Consider the following 22219-nt stretch of genomic DNA (forward strand, 5'->3'; position numbering starts at 1 on the left):
AAATTTATAGAATACGCTCAAAAAAATAAAAGAGGGAAATACAGATACAAATTCCCTGATACAGAAAACGGTGTTTGGAAATGGACATATTTTACTTATTATGAGCCATTTGAGCTTATCATAGGAGCTACCATTGATGAGGCTCAACTCTTGGATAATGCCCTCAATAATGTTCGCAATACACTACTAGTAGGTTTTGTTATAGCCTTATTTATATATCTAATTGGAATAGGAGTGATTGTAAGTTATATTACAAAAGCTATTAACAAAATTGTTGAGAAGCTTAAAGCAATGACAGAAGGGAGAAGGAGCGAAAAAATAGATATTCATACGAGTGATGAAATAGGTGTGATGGCAGACTCTCTCAATAGACTCATTGATGGTTTGGAAAGTTATAAAGAATTTGCTCAGAATATTGGAAAAGGTAATTTAAAAGCTTCTTTTGAGCCTTTGAGTCAAGAAGATGAATTGGGCAACTCTTTGCTTGAAATGCGAGATAGTCTTCAGAATGTAGCTCAAAAAGAGCAAAAAGAAAAATGGCTTACGGAAGGATTTACACAATTTGCAGACGTACTCAGAAAGAATAATGATAACATACAAGCCTTATGTTTTGATATTATCACAAACCTTGTGAAAAAACTTAATGCCAATCAGGGAGGGATATTTTTATTGCAAAATGATGATTTACAAGAGAATGATAATGGATACTTGGAAATGATAGCTTGTTATGCATATGATAGACAAAAAATCATGAAAAAACAGGTTAAAATAGGAGAGGGACTATTGGGGCAATCTTTTCAAGAAGCAGATACACTCAATGTTCGTGAAATACCTGATAACTACATACATATAACTTCAGGTTTGGGTGAAGCTAATCCATCTAATATTTTAATTGTACCTCTTAAAACCAATGAAAGTACACTAGGAGTTATCGAACTTGCTTCTTTTGAAATATTTGATGATTTGAGTGTAGAATTCGTTGAAAAAGTTTCAGAGAGTATAGCCATTACCTTGTTTACTGTAAATAATAACCTTCAAACTAAAAATCTTTTGAAGGAATCAAGAGAGCTTACTCAACAAATGCGTGAGAAAGAAGAAGAAATGAGGCAAAATATGGAAGAGCTTGAAACTACCCAAGAAGAAATGAGTAGAAGCGATAAAGAAACGAAAAGGGTATTGCTTGAAGCTAAAAATCAGAAAGAAATGATGGATGCCCTTATCAATAACACAGATGATTTTATTATTGCTTTAGACAAAGACTATAAAATAACTATTTACAATGATGTAGCTAAAAACTGGTACCAAGAAAAAACTTACAATAGACTTACAATTGGAGCTAATGTATTGAGTATTATGCCAGTAGAACAGAGAGAAAACTTTAAAGAAAACTATAGTAGAGCATTATTGGGAGAGCGTTTCGTTGCAGAAGAAAAAATAGATGGAGAAATCTACGAATTCAGATACAATCCTATCCAAGATGAGCAAGGAAAAGCAGCAGGGGTTTCTATTTTCCGAAGAAACATCACAGAAAGAAAGCAAACTGAACAATCAAACAGAATGGCAATACTTGAACTGCAAGAAAGTGAAGATCAAGTCCGCCAAACGCTCAAACAATTGCAAGAATCGCAAGATGATGTGAGAAGAAAACTTTTTGCTTTGGAACAATATGACAAAGCTATTCTTGAAAGTAACTTTGCAAAAGTAGAATTAAGTCTGGATGGGTTTATTATCAATGCTAATCCAACATTTTGTAATATTCTACAATATGAAATACAAGAAATAGTAGGAAAACCTCATAGAAGTTTCTTGGACGAAGAAACAGCTAATTCACCTGACTATTTGAACTTTTGGCGTAACTTGCGAGTAGGAATAGCTCAAACAGGGGAACAAAAACGCTTGGATAAATATGGACATTCTATTTGGTTATGGGCAACTTATTCGCCAGTAAAAAATAAAGAAGGAAAGGTAACAAGTATTATCAAACTTGCTACAGATATTACACCTTATAAACTCCAAGAGCAAACTCTTCAAATTAAACTTGAAAAGCTCCAAAAAGAAATTGATAAATTGAAAGAAAATAAATAAGCTATTTTTGATGTTAGTACAAAAAGATATCTCATTAAAGCCTTACCATACATTTGGTATAGAAGTTAAAACAAAATACCTTATAGAAGTTCATAATATAGAAGATGTTAAAGATGCTTTGAATTTCCAAAAACAACAAAATTTGGAGTTACTAATTTTAGGAGGAGGGAGTAATCTGCTTTTTACGAAAGATTTTGAAGGTGTAGTAATAAAAGTAACTTTGAAAGGCATAGAAAAAATAAAAGAAGATGAAAATTCTGTTTGGCTAAAAGTAGCTGCAGGGGAAAATTGGCATGAGTTTGTACTTTTTTGTATTGAAAATGGATGGGGAGGAGTGGAAAATCTTTCTCTAATTCCTGGGACAGTGGGAGCTGCTCCTATGCAAAATATTGGAGCGTATGGTGTTGAAATCAAAGAAACATTTGATTCTTTGGAGGCTTATCATTTACAAAGTGGAGAAATTCATCAATTCTCAAAAGAACAATGTAAATTTGGTTACAGAGAAAGTATCTTTAAGAATGAAGTAAAAGGTCAATATTTAATTACATCTGTTGTTTTTAAACTCTCTAAAAAACATCTTTTGAACTTTTCTTATGGAGATATTCAACAAGTTTTGGCAAGAGAAAATATAGAACCTTCTATCAGTAATATTAGTCAAGCAGTTATTGAAATAAGAAGTAGCAAACTACCAAATCCTAAAGAAATAGGAAATGCAGGTAGTTTTTTCAAAAATCCTTTTATAGAAAAAACACATTTTGAAAAACTCAAAGACTTATACCCCCAAATACCTGTGTATCCTGTGGATGAAAAATTGGTAAAAATACCTGCTGGTTGGCTTATAGAGCAATGTGGGTGGAAGGGTTATAAAAATGGAGACGCAGGTGTACATGCAAAGCAGGCTTTGGTACTTGTAAATTATGGCCATGCAAAAGGAGTAGAAATAGGGGAGTTATCTGAAATGATAAAAAAATCTGTATCCGAAAAATTTGGTATAGCTTTACACACGGAAGTTAATATTGTATAAAAGACATAAACCTCTTTTTTGCTAAATCTCAATGAATTTATATCAAAACAAGTTTGAGTTTAAAATTGTCATTGTTGGCATAGCTCTATTTATAGGCTTTGCATCTCTTTACTATACGAATGTACTTGTACAAAAATTAGTATCAAGAGAAAAAGAACAAATTAGTTTGTTTGGGCAGGCTCTTCGCTATACATTAGATAGAGACAATGAACAGCCTATTACCTTTATATTTAGAGAGATAGTAAGAGCCAATAACTCTATCCCTACAATTGTAACAGATGAGAATGATAATATTTTGATTGACAGAAATATTGATTTGACTGGATTGAATGAGGAAAGGAAACAATTATTACTTGAAAAAGAACTTTTAAAAATGAAAGAGGAGTTTCCTCCTATCAAAATTGATGTTGGAGAAAATAGATATAATCTACTTTATTATAGAAGCTCTGACCTTATTTATCAACTCAAATATTATCCTTACGCACAACTTACAGTTATAGCCATATTTGGCTTACTAACTTACATGGCTTTTAGTTATTCTCGAAAAGCTGAACAAAACAGAGTATGGGTAGGACTTGCCAAAGAAACTGCCCATCAATTAGGTACACCTATATCATCACTGATGGCTTGGTCAGAGTATCTGAAAACAGAAAAAAGTTGGAATGAGGAAGTTTTAGAAGAAATAGAAAAGGATGTTTATCGCTTAGAAATGATAGCAGCCAGATTCTCAAATATTGGTTCTCAGACAGCTCTCGTTCCAGAAAATATTGCATTAGTTTTACAAGAAATTATAGATTATTTACGTCCTCGAATTTCTCCAAAAGTTAGTATTGAAATCCTAAACTATTTACCTGCTCAAACTGAGGTGAAAATTAATCGTTACTTGTTTGAATGGGTAATAGAAAACCTTATTAAAAATGCTGTAGATGCAATGACAGGGGCTGGTAAAATTCAGATAGAAATGCGTGTCTCTGCAAAAGAAAAAGACTTATTTATAGATATTTCTGATACAGGAAAAGGAATTCCAACTGCAAAAATTAAAAGGGTGTTTGCACCAGGGTTTACCACTAAAAAAAGAGGTTGGGGGCTGGGACTTACACTTGCCAAACGTATCATAGAAGAATACCACAAAGGAAAAATCTTTGTGAAATCTTCTGAAATTGACAAAGGAACAAAATTTAGGATTATTTTGCATCAGTAAAATAATAATACTTTCAATAACATTATAAAGTCCAATCCGTTATATATTCTAAATATTTAAACATCAAACAAAACAAAATTATGAAGTATTTATTTTCCGTTCTATTCTTTTTAACGACTCTTTTTTCGTTTGCTCAAGATTTACCACAAGCAAGTCCTATTTCAAAATTGGAGCAACGCATAGGGCTTACAGATGTAACGATTAAATATTCACGCCCAAGTATCAAAGGACGTAAAGTATGGGGGGACATTGTGCCTTATAAAGCTGTTTGGCGTACAGGAGCAAATGCTTGTACAATCATCACATTCTCGGATAATGTAAGTATTAATAGCCAAACGGTACCAGCAGGAGACTATTCCCTGTTTGTGATTCCAACAGAAACAGACTGGACAGTTATTCTAAATAAAAATACAAAATTATGGGGAAGTGATGGTTACAAACAGGAAGAAGATGTAATTCGTTTTACTGCAAAACCTGATATGAATGCAGCTTTTGTTGAAACAATGCTTTTTGCATTTGATAATATCAAGATAGATGGAGCGGATTTAAGTTTAATGTGGGAAAAAATGAAACTTACATTTAGAGTGAATATTGATACAGATACCAAAGCTATTGTAAATATTAAAAAGGCTGTTGCAGAGGCAGAAAATACTTATCGTACTTATAATGCATCAGCAACCTATTTATTGGATGCTAATAAAGATTTTCCTCAAGCTTTGGATTGGGCTAAAAAATCAGTAGCCATGCAAGAAAAATTCTGGAATGTTTATACACTTTCAAGAGCTTATGCTGCCAATAATATGTACAAAGATGCTATTTTAACAGCAGAAAAATCTCTTAAATTAGCTCAAGAAAGTAAACAAGAAGCTTACATCAAACTCAATCAGAAAAATATTGAGGAGTGGAAAAAGAAGAAAATAAAGTAAAATATAAAGCAAAAAGGGTAGAGTTTTCTACCCTTTTTTAGTCTAATAACAATGGTCTATTCAATCTTTCTTCTAATGATATAAAAGTTTCTGTTCTCTGAATACCACCAACTTTCTGAATTTTTTCGTTCAAAACCTCTCTCAAATGGTTGGTATCTTTGCAAATGATTTTCGCAAAAATACTATAAGACCCTGTGGTATAATGTAAATTAACTACTTCAGGGATAGCTTCCAAGGCACTGACAGCTTCATCATATAAGGAACTCTTATCCAGATAAATACCAATAAAAGCCGTAATGTCCCAGCCTAATTTATGATAATCTACTTTGAGTTGTGAACCTTGTACCACACCCAAACGTTTGAGTTTTTCCATGCGTACATGTACTGTCCCATTCGATACAAAAGCCTTTTCCGCAATGCTTGTATAAGCCAAATTCGCATCTTGTAAAAGCAAATTGATGATGCGAAAGTCTGTTTTGTCAAATTGATAATTTTGAGGCATATTTAAAACATGTTTTTATAAAAATAAGTATAATTTTAATAATATTTTGTCAAAATTATAATTTTTTAAAACTTTTTTTAAAAAATTTGCAAATAAAAAATCATTCCTTTAAAATTGTATCAACAAACAAACACAATGTAGAGTGATGAAATTGGCAGACATACCCTCCTCTCTCGAGGGTGGAGAAAAAGAAATAAATTAGTCTGCTCGGTAGTTATAGACGTATAACTACGAAGCACACTAACTAATCTCTCCGTAGGTGGTTCGAATCCCCTCTCTACAGCAAAAATTATAATGTGAAGTGATGAAATTGGCAGACATGCCCTCCTTTCTCGAGGGTGAGGAACAAGAAATAAATTGGTCTGCTCGGTAGTGATAGATATACCACTACGAAGCACACTAACTAATCTCCTCGTGGATGGTTCGAATCCTCCTTTCACAGCTAAAAATAATAGGAGCTATCAGAATATTATTCTGAATAGCTCCTATTTGTGTTTTAAACTTGCTGAAAATAAGATACGATCTTGGAATATTGTACGAAAAAATAATATATATTTGATAAAATTAAAGTGAGGTTTATATAGCTATGATTTCACGAAATAATATCAACTCTTCAAAGAAAAAACAAGAAATATTCATAACAGCACGTGAGAAGGCTAAGCTGAGTTTCATGCTTATGTCTGGAGATATTGACAATATACTATTAGCTTTTGAGATGATTATAAATTTAAGAGAAGACTTACGCTGGATTATTTGGAGAGCTAAAGAAAAACTAAAGCATTTGGTGATTTTTTTTGAGGACAGAGAGACCCAAATAGATAATTTGATAGGTCAATATCAAACAGATAGAATTATTATTAAAGTTGATATGTCCAAATGGGATAAAATAGCAGAGTACCATAAAAAGAAACTGGAAGATGTAAGGCTTAAAAATAATTTATTCAATATAGTTTTCAATGCAAATACATCAAGGCTTAACACGAAATATTATTTTTGAATAATTAGTAAATATTATTTCCCTTGATACCATAATACATCACATATGGCTATAATAAAACAACAATAACCCTCTTGAATTTAACTTTCAAGAGGGTTATTTTTATAAATAAAGCATTTTATTTACTCATTTTCTCTGCCATTTTAAAGGCTTCAAAAGTATTTACAATACCACCAGAAATACAAAGGTCTGTCATTAAAGCATTTGCACCTTTTTCACCTGGTTTGTTAATTTTCTCTGTGGATTTGATAGAAGATTTCATTAAAATCTCTTTTACTTGTGCTGCTGTCAGTTTTGGATAATATGACATAAGCAAAGCAGCAACACCTGAAGTAGTAGGAGCGGCCATACTTGTACCACTTGCATTTTTATAGGCATTGTTATCAGGTACAGTAGAATAAATATCTACACCAGGAGCAAATACATCTACTTTACTTTTACCATAATTAGAGAAATTTGCTACAAACTGTGCATTGTCATTAGACCATCCTGAAGCCCCAATTTCTAACCAAGTGGTAGATTCTTTACCTGTATCTAGGTATTTTCTATTAGGAAAATTATTCTCTACCTCTAAATTTTTAGCATCATTACCTGCTGCATGTACTAATAAAACACCCTTCGATTCGGCATAACGAACAGCCTCATCTACAAATTTTTTATCAGGAGAGTAAGATTTTCCAAAACTCATATTGATGATATGAGCACCATTGTCCACAGCATAATAAATAGCATTGGCAACATCTTTATCACGCTCATCGCCATCAGGAACAGCACGAACAGGCATGATTAAAACATTATTTGCAACACCTTTAATACCTAATTTATTATCTCTGTTTGCAGCAATAATTCCAGCTACGTGAGTACCATGAAAAGCATCAGGACCTTTTACATCTGTATTTCCATAGCCTTTTTCTCTCAAAAGAGTAGGATTATCACCTACAATTTTTCTAGGATCAAAATTTGGATTATAACCATATTCTAAAGCACTTTTAATACCTTTTGTGTAATAGTCCTCCAATTCTTCTGGACTTGCTACTTGATAAAGATACAAAACAATATTTTTTGCTTCTGTTACTTTGCTATCAGAGCTACTAATAGCCTTTACATTATCCGCAGTAAAAGGCTTTGAACCCAATTCTTTACGAATAGTTTGCACAGCTTCGTATAAAGGTTTTAATTGAACAGACTCTTCTTCCTTTTCTTTTCTTTTTTCTTCAAGTTCTTTTTTTATTTTTTCAAAATAGGCGTACTCTGGATCTGAAGTATTGGCATTTTTCTCAAATTTCTTTGACAAACGTACATATTCACGAGTAAGTTCATAGCTGTCTTGTGCTACATTTTTGCCATCTTTACCACCCAAGAAACTCCAACCATTTACATCATCTATAAATCCATTGTTATCGTCATCTTTGCCATTACCTGCAATTTCTTTTGTGTTTTTCCAGATTTTACCTTTCAAATCTTCATGGGCGATATCCACACCTGAATCAATTACGGCAACAATAATGGTTCTGCCTTTTTTCTTCTTGATAAGCTCACTATATACTTTTTCAGAACTTACACCACGAACATTATCTTTTTTAGGGTCAAGATTGAACCAATTTTCAGGAGCTTTTTTCGTATCTTGGGCTTGTAGGGAAATTGTTCCCATTACCAAAGCCGTAGAGAGTAAAAATTTCAACTTCATCTTTTATAATTTTAAGATTTATAATTCAAAACTACTATTTTTATTCAAAAACAGAATATTTTTTATATATTTTGTACAATTTTTGCAGAAATATATGTATCTATACACATCAATCAGCAACTTTTATGCAACCTTATAGCAAACGCTATACTATTTTTAAATATTGTTTAAATATTTTTTTTCTATGCCTTTTTGTAGGTAGTAATAGCTATGCTCAAAAGACAAAAAAAAATATACAAGATATCATAGAACAGGGCGAAGCAGAGTGGGAGGTATCCAACTACAAAGAATCTATTGTTTGGTTTACAAAGGCTATTCAAGCCGACTCAACCAATGGCGAAGTATTTTTCAAAAGAGCAAAATCATATATACTTGCTGAAGAATATCAAAAAGCAGAAAGAGACTTATACATCGCAGATAGTTTGCAATATAAACAAATAGAAACACCTTTTTATTGGGGATTGATATATTTTAAACAAGAACAATTTGAAAAGGCTCTTTCTTTCTTTGAACAGGCATTTCAAAAAGGCTACCAAAATGACTCTTTTTATGCATATCTAGCTGAAACATATACTTCCTTAAATAAAAATAAGGAAGCTCATGAGTTTTATGATAAAGCCATTGCTCTCAATGCCACAGATATAGATTTGTATTGGCTTAGAGCAAATTTTTATGTAAAACAAGAAGAACATGCCAAAGCCCTTGCTGATCTGGATAAGATTACAACTTTACAATCACGTTATTGGAAAGCATATCAATTAAAAGCAGATATTTACTTTTGGCAAAACAAAGATACTCAGAGCCTTGAAAATAGATTGTTGTATTTTAAATACTTACCTGACAAGAAAAAAATAACATCTTCTGATTATAGCATTATAGCCATGAATTATGCTGCAAACAAGCAATTTGCTAAATCAGTGGAGTATAGTACCAAAGCCATTGAGTTGAATAAAGAAAATCAGGAATATTATTTTGAAAGAGCAACTTATTATATTCAAATAAAGAATTATCAAAAAGCCCTTACAGATTGTCAGAAAGCTATTGAATTAGATGGAGAAGATATAGTTTATTTTAGGCAAAGAGCGTTTCTATATAGAATACTTAAAAAATATACAGAAGCTCTTGCTGATTATGAATTCTTAGCTCAGCAAGATGAAAAAGATGCTGAAAATCATTACTATGTAGCTGAAATAAAATATTTGCTTAAAAAAGAACCCAAAGAATTTCAAATAGATGTACAAACTGCATTTCAATTGGGTTACCCCAAAGAGCAAATGCATTTAGAATTGCAAAAATATGCAGAACGAAAATTAGGAATGGCTCGATTTTTCAAAAGGAAAACAAAATCTTAAAATACAAAACATAATACCAAAACAATTAAACATTTAACTTTATCCTAATTAAATCGTATGAAGCAATTATTCCTTTATTTAGCTCTGATAATCTTTTTCGCATCTTGTGGTGAAAAAGAAAAGAAAGTAGAAAAAAAACAAGAAGTAGTTATCAATGAAAATATACCCATTGATACGATGGGAGCTTGGGTACGCCTTGTTATGAAAGAAAGCAAAGGAGTAATGCGTGGCTTTGAATTGGGAGATGCTTTAGATTCCATTAAAAAATATGAAAAAGCTAAAATTCATGATGAAAGCCAAGATAAAAAATTTATTACCTATACAATAGATTTTGATGATGATTTCGTAGATATTACCTACCAATATAATGAACAAAAAAAGATAAAAACAATCAGAATAAATGCAGTAGTAAATGGAATGGAAAGCTTTTTAGAAGATTTTTCTAAATTCTATGATATTCGCTATGGAGTAGGAAAAACCCTCAATGATAGCACCCGTTCTTGGAAAAGTAAAAAAGGTTATCAAGTTAAATTGATTAAAAAGAAAAAAGAATCTGGAGCTGTTATTATCATTGAGTAAAATTTATTGAGTTTATGGATGAGTTTGTTAAATATGAAACAGAACTCTCTCCTGATGGTTATGACCTGATGGTAGTGGCATCTTTAATGGGTGAAGTATTTGATATAGAACTTATAAAGCGTTTTAAAAATTGGGATAATATTGAACTTCTTCTTGAAGAATGTTTAAGTAAGCAGATTATAGATTCAGAGGAACATGACAATCAATTGATTTTTAAATTTCAACTTCATCATGTTTATCAATACTTCAAGAAACAAGTATCACAAATCAGGAATATAGAACTTTTACGACAAGTAGTTTCCCTTCAAAGTAAAGAATATGCCATTGCAGAAACAAGAATCAAGGATTTTATTCAAAAAAATTATGATGGAGTAAATATTCTGAAGTATTTATTAAACCATAAATCTATTATTGAAGGTATTTGGAAGGAAGCACTTCCTCTCATTAGTGAAAATCTTTATAAAATCGTTCATGCTCATCAAATCAGCATTTGGGCATATCAAGATAACAACAACAGTATTCAATGTATAGAAATGTATGATACTGAAAAGCACCTGCATTTACATATAGAGGGCAAACCTGAAGGTGTTCTTTGGGCTAAAGATCATCCTCATTATTTTGAAAAACTGGCAAGTGGTCAGATCATTGTAGCCAATAATGCTAGAACAAATGCAGCCACCTACGAGCTAACAGAACGTTATTTTAAACCTATGAATGTCTATGCTTTGCTAGATGTTCCCTTTTTTTTGAATGGTAAATTAGCTGGAGTAATTTGCTTTGAGAATAAAATTCCAAAAGTTTGGAGTCCACATGAAATATTTTTTGCTTTGAGTATAGGAGCATTTATTTCTCTAACTTATCAAGCACTTCAAAGAAAACGTTCTGAAAATATGCTTCGAGAAGCAAATGAGTATCTCTCTAAGCTTAATAAAGAGGTTTACGAGAAGAATCAACAACTTCAAAAAGCAAATAATGATATCCAAGAAACGAATGAGAATCTTGAAAAAATAGTAGAACAAAGAACCCAAAATTTGCAATTAAGTAATGCTCAATTGACAGCTCTTAATGAAGAATTAGATACGTTTTTTTATCATGCTGCCCATGATTTGCGTCGCCCACTAACAAATATTTTGGGTTTGTTGGAATTGGGTAAAATGCATGAACCCAGCTCTGAAATGATACAATTGTTTGTATATATCAACGAAACAGTGATGGGAATGGATGCCATGCTCCGTAAATTAATTAGCTTGAGTGCTATTACGGTCAGACAACCTATATTAGAAAAAATTAATTTTGAGGAAATGATAAGTCTTATTCAAAATGACTTGGAGAGACTTATTGTAAAAAAGGAAATTTGTTTTGAAGTTTCCATAGAACCCAATCTTCATTATATATCTCAAACAGAGGCTGTAAAAGGTATTTTGTCAAATTTAATTGAAAATGGACTGATATTCAGTCATTCACAGGGAGATAGTTTTGTAAAATTATCTATTTACAAACAGAATGAGCATATTTTTATAAAAGCAGAAGACAATGGAATAGGAATTGCCCAAGAATATCACCAACAAATATTTCAATTGTTTTTTAGAGGTCATATCTTATCACAAGGCAATGGTTTAGGGCTGTATATTGTTAAAAAAGCAGTTGAACAATTGCAAGGTTTTATTTATGTAGAAAGTGAAGTGAAAAAGGGTAGTATATTCACTATAAAACTGCCTTATATTTTTTGATAAAAATTAAAAAAATATAGAAATATTACATGTAGATTTTATTTTCTTTTCAAGACTTTTTTATAGATAAAAAGTCTTTTTTTTATGTCATATCCTTAAAATATATTTTTGAGTTATTTATGTTTTTATGCATTAAAAATCTGATAAACAGGTAATTGTATAAAATATATCATAATTTTGAAATATTATTTGGTGCTTTGATTTTTGACAATTTTTTAAATATGTTTTTGCTGAAAAAACAAAATTTTAAATTATTTTTTTTGGAAATTACAAAATGTTACATTTTATTTGCAATGCTTAATAAAACAACATTCTTTTAAATCATTTCTTATGAAAAAATTTATAGCCCTCGGCTTTGCAGCATTTATGGCTGGTGCGACCTACGCACAACGTTCTTGCCACAGTATGGAGGTTTTGGAGCATAACAAGCAACACGACCACCAATTAGAACAAAGAATGAATCAAATAGAGCGTAATACAGAAAGTTTTATTCAGAATAGAGCAAATCAGCGTGTTACTGGTGTTGTGAGAATTCCCGTGGTAGTTCACGTAATTTATAATACATCTGTTGCTGCTGAAAACATCAGTGATGCTCAAATTCAATCACAAATCGCTGTTTTAAATGAAGATTTTAGAAAAACTAATGGAGATGTAAGCCAAGTTCCATCTTTGTTTGCTCCATTGGCTGTTGATACAGAAGTTGAATTTTTCTTAGCTACAACAAGCCCAACAGGTACAGCTACAACAGGTATTACAAGAAAATCATCTACAAGAGCTTCTTGGGGTACTGCTGATGCCATGAAATCAACTTCTCAAGGTGGAGTAGCCCCTTGGGATGCGACTCGTTACCTCAATATATGGGTATGTAATATTGGTGGAGGTATTTTAGGATATGCTCAATTCCCTGGTGGTAGCACTTCTACTGATGGGGTTGTAATTTCTCCTCAATATTTTGGTTCTTCCAGCAAAGGTACAGGCTTTTATTTGTCTGCTCCTTTTGATAAAGGTCGTACAGCAACACACGAAGTAGGTCACTGGTTAAACCTTCGTCATATTTGGGGTGATGCAAATTGTGGTAATGACTTTGTTACAGATACTCCTACACAACAAACTTCTAATGGTGGTTGTCCAACATTTCCTAAACCTACTTGTGGAAATACAAGTGATATGTGGATGAACTATATGGACTACACTGATGACCGTTGTATGTATATGTTCTCATCAGGACAAAAAGACCGTATGAGAGCAACTTTTGAAACTGGTGGTGGACGTTCTGGCTTTGTAAGTGGTACAACACCTCCTCCAACTTGTGCTACTCCTGCAAGCTTAACAACTTCTTCAATTACTTCTTCAGGTGCAACATTGAATTGGGGTACTGTTTCTGGTGCAGCTTCTTATGATGTAAGAATTAGAACTGTTGGAGCGACTACTTGGACAGACTTCCTAGGAAGAACAGGTACTTCTTTGGCTGTATCAAGCTTAACAGCTTCAACCAATTACGAATGGCAAATCAGAACAAATTGTTCAGGTTCTTCAAGTGCATATTCTTCAAGTGTTACCTTTACAAGCTCTGGAACTACAACTCCAACTTATTGTGCTTCAAGAGGTACAAACAATACTTATGAGTGGATTGACTTAGTATCATTAGGAAGTATCAATCGTACATCTGCAAGAGAAACAAATGGATATTTGAATACAGGACTTTCTACAAATTTAGTAAGAGGAACATCACAAACCATTTCTTATAGTGCTGCTTTCTCTTCAACTGCTTATACAGAATACTGGAAAGTGTATATTGACTGGAACAGAGATGGAGATTTCTTAGATGCTGGTGAAACAGTTGTAAATAGAACATCATCAAGCAGTGCAACACTAAGTTCAACATTTACTGTACCAAGTACAGCAGCTTTAGGGCAAACTCGTATGAGAGTATCTATGAGTGATGCAAGTCAAAGTTCTTGTACAACATTTACTTATGGAGAAGTAGAAGATTATACAATTAATGTTACTGCAACAGCAAGAGAAGATATCAACGCTCAATTAGAAAATACTTTTGGAGTAGAAATTTATCCAAACCCTGCAAATACAGTAGCTAATATCAAACTTTCAGGTGCTGAGGGCTCTAATAGCGTACAAATCTATGATATGGCAGGAAGAACAGTATTTACAGCTAATGTAGAAGGCAACAACGAATTATCAGTAGATTTGAGCCGTTTTGAAAAAGGCTTGTATATTATCAATATCACTACAGATAAAGGTACAACAGAAAGAAAGAAATTATTAGTTCAGAAATAAGAATTCTATATCAATAAAAAAGGTGCTAAAATTAGCACCTTTTTTTATTGTACAAATGTGTGTTGTTCTAAAGAAAAAGCAATGGGCTTATCATTAAACAATATTTTTGTTTTAGCCCAAGTGGATTGAAATAAATCTGATTTTCTGTAATTCTCTAAATGCTCAGGGCTTTCCCAATGGCTGTATGTACAAAAAATGTGTTTGTTATCAGCATCACAGAGCAACTCTAAATGTTTACAGCCTTCAAAATTGCGAATAAGGTGCTTACTTTGTTCAAAAATTTCTAAAAAATCATCTGTTTTATCTTTCTGAAAAAACATTCTGACAATACGTACAATCATAGACACTAAGTTTATAAACCAATTACCAAAAAAAATCGTTTTCTTTGCAAAGAAAATTATTTTTTGGAATACCTTATCTTTTATTTATGGAAAATAAACAACCAGCTAGTTCAATACATCTTGATACCATTGAAGAAGCTCTTGAAGCTCTTAAAAAAGGTGAAGTAATTATAGTAGTAGATGATGAAAATAGAGAGAATGAGGGAGATTTTATATGTACTGCAGAAACTATTACCCCTGAAATCGTGAATTTCATGGTGAAAGAGGCAAGAGGCTACTTGTGTGTAGCTCTCACTGAAGAACGTTGTGATGAACTTAAATTGGATATGATGGTGGGGCAAAATACAGATCCCAACAAAACAGCCTTTACAGTAACGGTAGATTTATTGGGGCATGGAAATACAACAGGTATTTCGGCTCAGGATAGAGCAAGAACCATCAAAGCTCTTGTGAATCCACAAACAAAACCAGAAGATTTAGGCAGACCTGGGCATATCAATCCATTAAAGGCTAGAAAAGGAGGTGTTCTAAGGAGAACAGGGCATACAGAAGCTACTGTGGATTTGGCTCGCTTGGCAGGTTTTCAGCCTGCTGGTGTACTCATAGAAGTGATGAATGAAGATGGTACTATGGCAAGACTTCCTGAGCTTAGACAAATAGCAGATAAATTTGGTTTAAAACTCATTTCTATTGAAGATTTGATTGCATACAGACTACAAAATGAAAGTCTTATTCGTTGTGAAATAGGAGTAGAAATGCCTACTACTTGGGGAGATTTTGATTTGGTTGCATATAGACAAGTCAATACTGAAGAAATTCATCTAGCCCTTGTAAAAGGTACTTGGGAAGAAAATGAACCTATATTGGTACGTGTACACTCTTCGTGTGTAACAGGTGATATTTTTGGCTCTTGTCGTTGTGATTGTGGACCACAACTCCACACAGCTATGAAAATGGTAGAAGAAGCAGGTAAAGGTATTGTCCTATATATGAATCAAGAGGGTAGAGGTATTGGACTTGTCAATAAATTAAAGGCTTATAAACTACAAGAACAGGGTTTGGATACTGTACAGGCTAACGAAGCACTAGGATTCAAAATGGATACAAGAGATTATGGTATAGGAGCTCAAATACTGAGAGATTTAGGCGTAAAAAAAATAAAATTGATTTCTAATAATCCTAAAAAAAGGGCAGGACTTGTGGGTTACGGTTTGGAAATAGTAGATACAGTTCCTATTGAAATTACTCCCAATCCACATAATCAGAAATATTTAGAAACTAAAAGAGATAAGATGGGACACAATATTTTAAAAGATTAAACACAGATAAAGACGTAAAAAAAGCGAAATCTCAATTAGATTTCGCTTTTTTATTATTTAAACAATTTAATTAGTTCAAACGATAAGTCATGTCTTGTACTCTATACAACTCTTGCAAAGCTTGGTAAGAGAAGCTTGTTGCATTTTGTTTTTGACTTGTAAGTAAAGTGTTTTTGTATTGAGTATAGTCAGCAATTTGTGCAGCTGGTGTTTGTTCTGTAACTTCTACAATCATCACACCATTTTCATCTGAAAAAGCACCAGTTTTCTTTCCTTTTTTCGTGCCAAATGCTTTACCAACACCTGTAGGAGTGAAGCCTGCATTGCCCAAAACAGGGTTTTGCAAAGTAATATCTTTAGCTTCAGAAGCTACTGCTCCAGCACCATATTTTTTAGCAATTTCATCTAAATTTACATTTCCAGCAGCCTTCACTTTTGCTAAAATCATATCTCTCTTCTTCATATTACGAACTTCGTTAGTCAAAACCTCACGGAAATATTCTAAATCAGCTTCATCTTTTTCACTTTTTGCTGTAAGAATAGGAATTACAAATAAACCTTGTTCTGCAATACGAATAGGTTGTTGAGGAACTTCACCTACTTTTGCATCATTGAATGCCCAAGAAACAAGAGGTTTTGCATTAGCTGTAATGCCTTCAACAGATTGAGCATTAGGAGAAACCTTTTTAGCTATTTTCTTGATAAGAGCAGGATTGTTTTTTACTTTTTTATTGAAATCATCATAAGATTTGATACCTAATAAAAACTCTTGAGCTTTGAAACTTACATCATCAGTTGTTTCTTGTGTAGCGATAATAGGACGCTCTACAACAGCTAATTTATATTTTTTATTGGTTTTAGTTTCTGTAACCTTGATGATATGAAAACCATAATCTGTTTCTACCACACTGCCCACGATACCTTTGTCTGTTGCTCCAAATACAGCTTTTCCAAACTGAGGAACCATCGTTTTCTCATCAAACCAACCTAAATCACCACCTGTATTTTTGGTTGCATCAGTATTGATTTCACCAGCTTTTTTCTCAAAATTAGCTTCACCCTTCTTAATTTGCTCTAAAAGGTTATTAGCTACTTTGCGTAAGCTATCTTTTACAGCAGGGGCAGCACCTCTTGGTACTTGAATTAAAAGGTTTTTAGCACGAGCAAAATAAGTACTATCTTCTTTAATATCAGATACTTTTACAATCATGTAACTGTTTTTATTTAAGAAAGGGCCTACAACAGCACCTTTAAGTAAAGGTCTATCTTCAGAATAAACTCCATCAGGAATATCTTTAGGACTACGATAGCTAAAGTTTCTTTCTGTACCTCTTGATTTTGATAAAGCAAAGACTGAATCGTTTTTAGCCAAAGCTAATTCTTTGCTCAATTTTCTTAATTCTTCAGCAAACTCTGTACTGTCTTCTTTAGAAGGAGCAACACTAAAAATAACGTATTCTAATGAACGAGATTCTTCAGCTTTGAAACGTTTTTTGTTTTCTTTCAAATAAGCCGTTAGTTCAGCATCTGTAACTTTTACTGTGCTATCTACAATGCTACTGAAGGGAATATGTAAAAATTTAGCTGAAACTTTACTATTTTGATTTTCATAATCTCTTTTAGCTTCTGCTTTTGTAACATAAGTAGTTTGTGTAAGCAAAGCATTGTATTTTTGTTGCATTCTACCTTGTACAAGATTTTGCTTAATAAAATTATCCCAATTAGATTTAGCTACTGGATTAGTTTTAAGAGACTTTATATATTCTTTTAAGCGACTTTTACTGAATTTTTTTGTAGTTGAATCTTGAAATGTAGGTTCACCTGATATGCTTGGATGAATAAACATAGAATCTTTTTCTCCTAACATAGCTTTTATTTCTTCTTCGCTAACTGTTATCCCTACTTTTTCGTATTCAGCTTGAGTCATATGTTTATTAACATATACTTGAAAAGCATAGGCAATTATTTGAGATTCTGTTGCATTTTGATTTCTTGAAGCTATATCTCTTTGAATATCAGCTATTTCAGTTTTTAAATCTTCTGTAGTAATTTCTTTGCCATTAAATTTACCTATTACTTTTGCTTCACCACCTCTGGTGAACTGTGTGAAAAAATCACTACCAATTACAAAAAGAATAAGTCCAATAGCGATAACTGTAACAACTACGCCCGCAGATTTTTCGCGAATCTTACCTAAAAGTGCCATTTTACTAATTAAATGTTTGTTTTAAATTTTTTAAAATCAGGTTGCAAAATAAGTATAAAAACAGCTAAAAAGCAAATTTTTATATAATAAGTTTTAAATAGAACAGTATTTTGAATTTTATAGAATTACTTCTTGAAAAGAAATTATTTTCTCAAAATAGTTTGTGTCCTATCTGGTCCTACAGAAACAAGTGTAATAGGAACACCCAAAGTCTTTTCAACAAATTCGATGTATTCTATAAATGTTTGGGGTAAATCTTGAACATTGCGTTTAGCAGTTAAATCAGTTTTCCAACCTTTAAATGTTTGATAAATAGGAGTAACAGGTTCAGAAATCAAGCAATAAGGCATTTTATCTGTAATTGTACCATCAGAGAGTTTATAATGAGTACAAACTTTTACTTCATCCAAAATACTTAGAACATCTGCTTTCATCATAAAAAGTTCAGTTACACCACTAATCATGATAGCATAGCGTAAAGCTGGTAAATCGAGCCAGCCACAACGACGTGGTCTGCCTGTAGTTGCTCCAAATTCACGTCCTTCTTTACGAATTTGCTCTCCAAGTTCATTATCTTGCTCCGTAGGGAAGGGACCACTGCCTACACGAGTGCAGTAAGCCTTGAAAATACCCATTACTTTCCCTATTTTATTGGGAGCAAGCCCTAAACCAGTTGAAGCACCTGCGGCAGAGGTATTTGAACTGGTTACAAATGGATAAGAACCAAAATCAATATCTAAAAGAGAACCTTGAGCTCCTTCAGCCAGCAGGGTTTTTCCTGATGCAAGAGCTTCATTTACAAAATATTCGGTATCTGCAAGTTCAAATGTTTTGATAAATTCAATTGCTTCAAAAAAGTCTTTTTCTAAAGCAGGCAAATCGTAATCTGTATAATTGTATTGTTTGAGCAGATTCATGTGTTTTTGAAGTAGTCTATTGTACTTTTCTTGAAAATCTGCTTGTAGAATATCACCCACACGCAAACCATTTCTGCCAATTTTATCCATGTAGGCAGGTCCAATGCCTTTGAGAGTAGAGCCTATTTTATCTTTGCCTTTGGAAGCTTCAGAAGCTGCATCCAAGACTCTGTGAGTTGGGATGATAAGTTGAGTTTTTTTAGAAATAAGCAAGTTTTTACGAATATCATCAATATTTCTGTTTAAAGCATTGATTTCCTTACGAAAAACAATTACATCAAGCACCACGCCATTACCAATGACATTCATACTTTCTGGATGGAAAATGCCAGAGGGAATTTGATGTAACACATATTTAGCACCATCAAACTCAAGTGTGTGTCCTGCATTGGGACCACCCTGAAAACGTGCTACTACTTGATAATGAGGAGCTAAGAAATCAACTACTTTGCCTTTGCCCTCGTCACCCCATTGTAAACCTAAAAGTATATCTGCTTGCATGATTGAAATATGTTTTGAAAAACTTTTGCAAGAGTAGAAAAAAAAAAGAAGATAAAGAAATTCTATTCTATATTTGCCTTTAAAATCATATATAGATTAATGATATATATATTATTGAATTGGTTAAATGCTTTATTTTTAACTTATACTTTTGGGGAACTTTTTTACTTAGGGTTAAAAAAAATAACAAAAACCAATATTATTATAGCTAAACCAGTCATTATAATGTTAGGATTTGTTGTACTCAATTTCTTAACAGATATAATAGCTGTATTTGCTCCTATTAATATATTTACTCAAGGTATTATAGAAATATTGGCATGTATTATATTTTTTATTTTATGGAAAACCAGAAATATTACTCTGAACATAAAGAATTTAAACACTACATGGCTAGAAAAGATATTCTATTTACTTTATGGATATATATTTATTTTTGTTTGTGTTCGCTGCTTTTATCCCACATCTCATTATGATGAAGGGCTTTATTATATTCAGCATGTTCGTTGGATTCAAAACTATGGTTTTGTACCTGGTTTAGCAAATCTGCACTTGAGGTTAGGATTTAATAGCAACTGGCATAATCTGGCAACATTGTTTGATTATCCTTTTCTTAGTAAAAACTTTTTTAATGACTTGAATGGCTTTTTATTTTTGATATTTGGTGCATATTGTTGGACAGGCATTATTCAGTTGTTTTCTAAAAAATATACATTAATAGCTTTATTAAAAATTTTTGCTTTTGTATCCTTGATATATCCCAATCCTTATTTTTTTTCTGCACACAATGGGATTTTTATTAATACAATTAGCCCTGATTGGGCTTCATTTATCTTTGTGGCTACTACTTTTATTTTATTTATAGAAAGTTATGAAAAAACAAATGCTGAGTATCCATTCTATTTATTTTTGATTGTTATTTTTTCTACATACTGTTTTTCAATAAAAATAGCCAATATCGCTATAACAGGATTAGTTTTATATGCAGTTATATGGTTATGGATGAAAAAAATGTATAAATTACTATTATTGTTATTAGCAGTAGCATTTATATCAATAATTCCGTGGTTGATTTCCAATATTATTTTATCAGGTTGTATTCTGTTTCCTGTTAGTTTTTTACAAATAGGTGTTCTAGATTGGGCTGTTCCTAAACATATAGTAGAAAGTTTTGCTTATGAAACAAAAACATGGGCGAAAACAGGTGGAGCAATAGAAGTATATAACAAACTGACCTTTAAAGAACTCATTATTTATTGGTATCATAAACAAGAAGCTTGGTTAAAAATATTTTATCCTGTAATAATCATGGGATTCTTCATACTTATATTATTTTTGTGCTATGAATTAATAAGATTAAAAAATAGATTTTTGAGAATGTATGGAAGTATTATTCCAATTTTACTCTCTAACATATTAGGAATTGTTTTTTGGTTCTTTACTGCACCAGATTTTAGATTTGGAGCAATATATATCATATTTATAGGCATATTATCTATATCACTGTTTATACAAAAAATAAAAAATATAAACTATGTTAAAGTGATAATTGTGGTCGTTGGTATTATATATATCATACCAGCTTTAACTTTGAATGATATTTGGGGGATATTCTCGCATGTTGATTTCCCTACAATACCATCTACAGGGATACAATTAAAAGAAAATATTTACATACCATTACAAACAGATCAGTGTTTTGATGCAAAACTGCCTTGTACCCCTGATACAGAATTGGTGAAAGGTAGAGTTTTACTCAGAAAAGAAAATGATTTAAGTAAGGGATTTATTTTAAAATAAAAAATGATAACCATTCAAAAACTATCTATTATTATTCCTGCATATAATGAGGGAAAAACTATTCACAGAATCTTGGATAAGATAAAAGCTGTAGAATTAGTAAATAATATTCAAAAAGAGGTAATTATAGTAAATGATTGCTCCAAAGATAATACAGAGGAAGCTATTAGTCATTATCAAGCTCAAAATCCTGAATTGAATATTCAATATTTCAAACACGAAGTAAATAAAGGCAAAGGGGCTGCTTTACATACAGGTATTGAAAAAGCCACTGGTGAATATTTGATTATACAAGACGCAGATTTGGAATATGACCCCAAAGAGTATAATATACTTTTACAGCCTGTTATAGATGGTTTTGCTGATGTTGTGTTTGGCAGTAGATTTATGGGAGGCAATCCGCACCGTATTCTTTTCTTTTGGCATACAATTGGAAATAAATTCCTGACTTTTCTTTCAAATATGTTTACCAATCTGAATTTGACAGATATGGAAACTTGTTATAAACTCTTCAACTCAGAAACTATCAAAAAAATAAAATTGAGAGAGAATAGATTTGGGTTTGAACCAGAAGTAACAGCTAAAATTGCAAGGGTTCCTAATATTAGAATTTACGAAGTAGGAATCTCTTATTATGGAAGAACGTATGCAGAGGGCAAGCATATCAATTGGAAAGATGGTTTCAGAGCTATTTATTGCATTTTGAAATACAATTTGTGGTCGAAAAAATAAAATGAAAAAATCAGGTAATAGACTA

15 protein-coding genes and 2 pseudogenes are annotated in these 22219 nt (G+C 32.2%); 12 read left to right on the forward strand and 5 right to left on the reverse strand.

The genetic code is table 11. The annotated features are described in order from the left end of the window. The first annotated feature begins 159 nt into the window (after positions 1–159). The 4 genes and pseudogenes from AD998_10180 to AD998_10195 all read left to right on the forward strand — a co-directional run bounded on the left by AD998_10180 (position 160) and on the right by AD998_10195 (position 5236). Positions 160–1530 (forward strand): annotated as a pseudogene (locus AD998_10180) (hypothetical protein). A 565-nt stretch (positions 1531–2095) separates the two neighbouring features. Beyond that, the gene (locus AD998_10185) at positions 2096–3109 is read left to right on the forward strand and encodes a UDP-N-acetylenolpyruvoylglucosamine reductase (GenBank protein ID KOY86463.1); all 1014 of its coding nucleotides are present in this window, start codon (positions 2096–2098) and stop codon (positions 3107–3109) included. 31 nt (positions 3110–3140) lie between these two features. Beyond that, complete coding sequence (locus AD998_10190) at positions 3141–4310, forward strand: histidine kinase (GenBank protein ID KOY86464.1); 1170 nt, start codon at positions 3141–3143, stop codon at positions 4308–4310. An 80-nt stretch (positions 4311–4390) separates the two neighbouring features. Next, positions 4391–5236 (forward strand): hypothetical protein, encoded by an 846-nt coding sequence (locus AD998_10195; GenBank protein ID KOY86465.1) that lies wholly within the window; start codon positions 4391–4393, stop codon positions 5234–5236. A 37-nt stretch (positions 5237–5273) separates the two neighbouring features. Here the strand turns inward: AD998_10195 and AD998_10200 are convergent, their stop codons facing one another. Beyond that, the gene (locus AD998_10200; GenBank protein KOY86466.1) at positions 5274–5738 is read right to left on the reverse strand and encodes a transcriptional regulator; all 465 of its coding nucleotides are present in this window, start codon (positions 5736–5738) and stop codon (positions 5274–5276) included. A 586-nt stretch (positions 5739–6324) separates the two neighbouring features. Between AD998_10200 and AD998_10205 the strand changes: the two genes are divergently transcribed. Continuing rightward, a complete protein-coding gene (locus AD998_10205; GenBank protein KOY86467.1) occupies positions 6325–6735 on the forward strand; it encodes a hypothetical protein in 411 nt (136 codons plus the stop codon). A gap of 118 nt (positions 6736–6853) precedes the next feature. On the opposite strand, the gene AD998_10210 is transcribed toward AD998_10205, so the two are convergent. Then, positions 6854–8422, reverse strand: coding sequence for a peptidase S8 (locus AD998_10210; GenBank protein ID KOY86468.1), 1569 nt, complete (start codon positions 8420–8422; stop codon positions 6854–6856). A 125-nt stretch (positions 8423–8547) separates the two neighbouring features. Between AD998_10210 and AD998_10215 the strand changes: the two genes are divergently transcribed. From AD998_10215 to AD998_10230, 4 genes and pseudogenes are all read left to right on the forward strand, one after another. Then, positions 8548–9774, forward strand: a complete 1227-nt coding sequence (locus AD998_10215) for a hypothetical protein (protein ID KOY86469.1) — start codon at positions 8548–8550, stop codon at positions 9772–9774. Positions 9775–9831: 57 nt separating this feature from the next. Next, entirely contained in the window at positions 9832–10353 is a 522-nt protein-coding gene (locus AD998_10220; GenBank protein KOY86470.1) for a hypothetical protein, read from the forward strand. 14 nt (positions 10354–10367) lie between these two features. Beyond that, the gene (locus tag AD998_10225; GenBank protein KOY86471.1) at positions 10368–12083 is read left to right on the forward strand and encodes a hypothetical protein; all 1716 of its coding nucleotides are present in this window, start codon (positions 10368–10370) and stop codon (positions 12081–12083) included. A 330-nt stretch (positions 12084–12413) separates the two neighbouring features. Continuing rightward, positions 12414–13364 (forward strand): annotated as a pseudogene (locus AD998_10230) (hypothetical protein). A 1058-nt stretch (positions 13365–14422) separates the two neighbouring features. Here AD998_10230 and AD998_10235 read toward each other — a convergent pair. After that, positions 14423–14719 (reverse strand): antibiotic biosynthesis monooxygenase, encoded by a 297-nt coding sequence (locus AD998_10235; GenBank protein KOY86472.1) that lies wholly within the window; start codon positions 14717–14719, stop codon positions 14423–14425. Between the two features lie 86 nt (positions 14720–14805). On the opposite strand from AD998_10235, the gene AD998_10240 reads away from it, so the two are divergent. Next, complete coding sequence (locus AD998_10240) at positions 14806–16038, forward strand: 3,4-dihydroxy-2-butanone 4-phosphate synthase (protein KOY88144.1); 1233 nt, start codon at positions 14806–14808, stop codon at positions 16036–16038. Between the two features lie 70 nt (positions 16039–16108). Here AD998_10240 and AD998_10245 read toward each other — a convergent pair whose 3' ends face one another. Together AD998_10245 and AD998_10250 are read right to left on the reverse strand one after the other, a co-directional pair. Beyond that, positions 16109–18244: a hypothetical protein gene (locus tag AD998_10245; protein ID KOY86473.1), complete on the reverse strand. Its 2136-nt coding sequence runs from the start codon at positions 18242–18244 to the stop codon at positions 16109–16111. A 143-nt stretch (positions 18245–18387) separates the two neighbouring features. Beyond that, the gene (locus AD998_10250) at positions 18388–19662 is read right to left on the reverse strand and encodes an adenylosuccinate synthetase (GenBank protein KOY86474.1); all 1275 of its coding nucleotides are present in this window, start codon (positions 19660–19662) and stop codon (positions 18388–18390) included. A gap of 99 nt (positions 19663–19761) precedes the next feature. Here AD998_10250 and AD998_10255 point away from each other — a divergent pair, with 99 nt between their 5' ends. Both AD998_10255 and AD998_10260 read left to right on the forward strand, forming a co-directional pair. Then, a complete protein-coding gene (locus AD998_10255; protein KOY86475.1) occupies positions 19762–21462 on the forward strand; it encodes a hypothetical protein in 1701 nt (566 codons plus the stop codon). A 3-nt stretch (positions 21463–21465) separates the two neighbouring features. Further along, positions 21466–22194: a glycosyl transferase gene (locus AD998_10260; protein KOY86476.1), complete on the forward strand. Its 729-nt coding sequence runs from the start codon at positions 21466–21468 to the stop codon at positions 22192–22194. The last annotated feature ends 25 nt before the right edge of the window (positions 22195–22219 follow it).

The organism is bacterium 336/3 (assembly GCA_001281695.1).
In the GTDB taxonomy this organism is placed as follows: domain Bacteria; phylum Bacteroidota; class Bacteroidia; order Cytophagales; family Thermonemataceae; genus Raineya.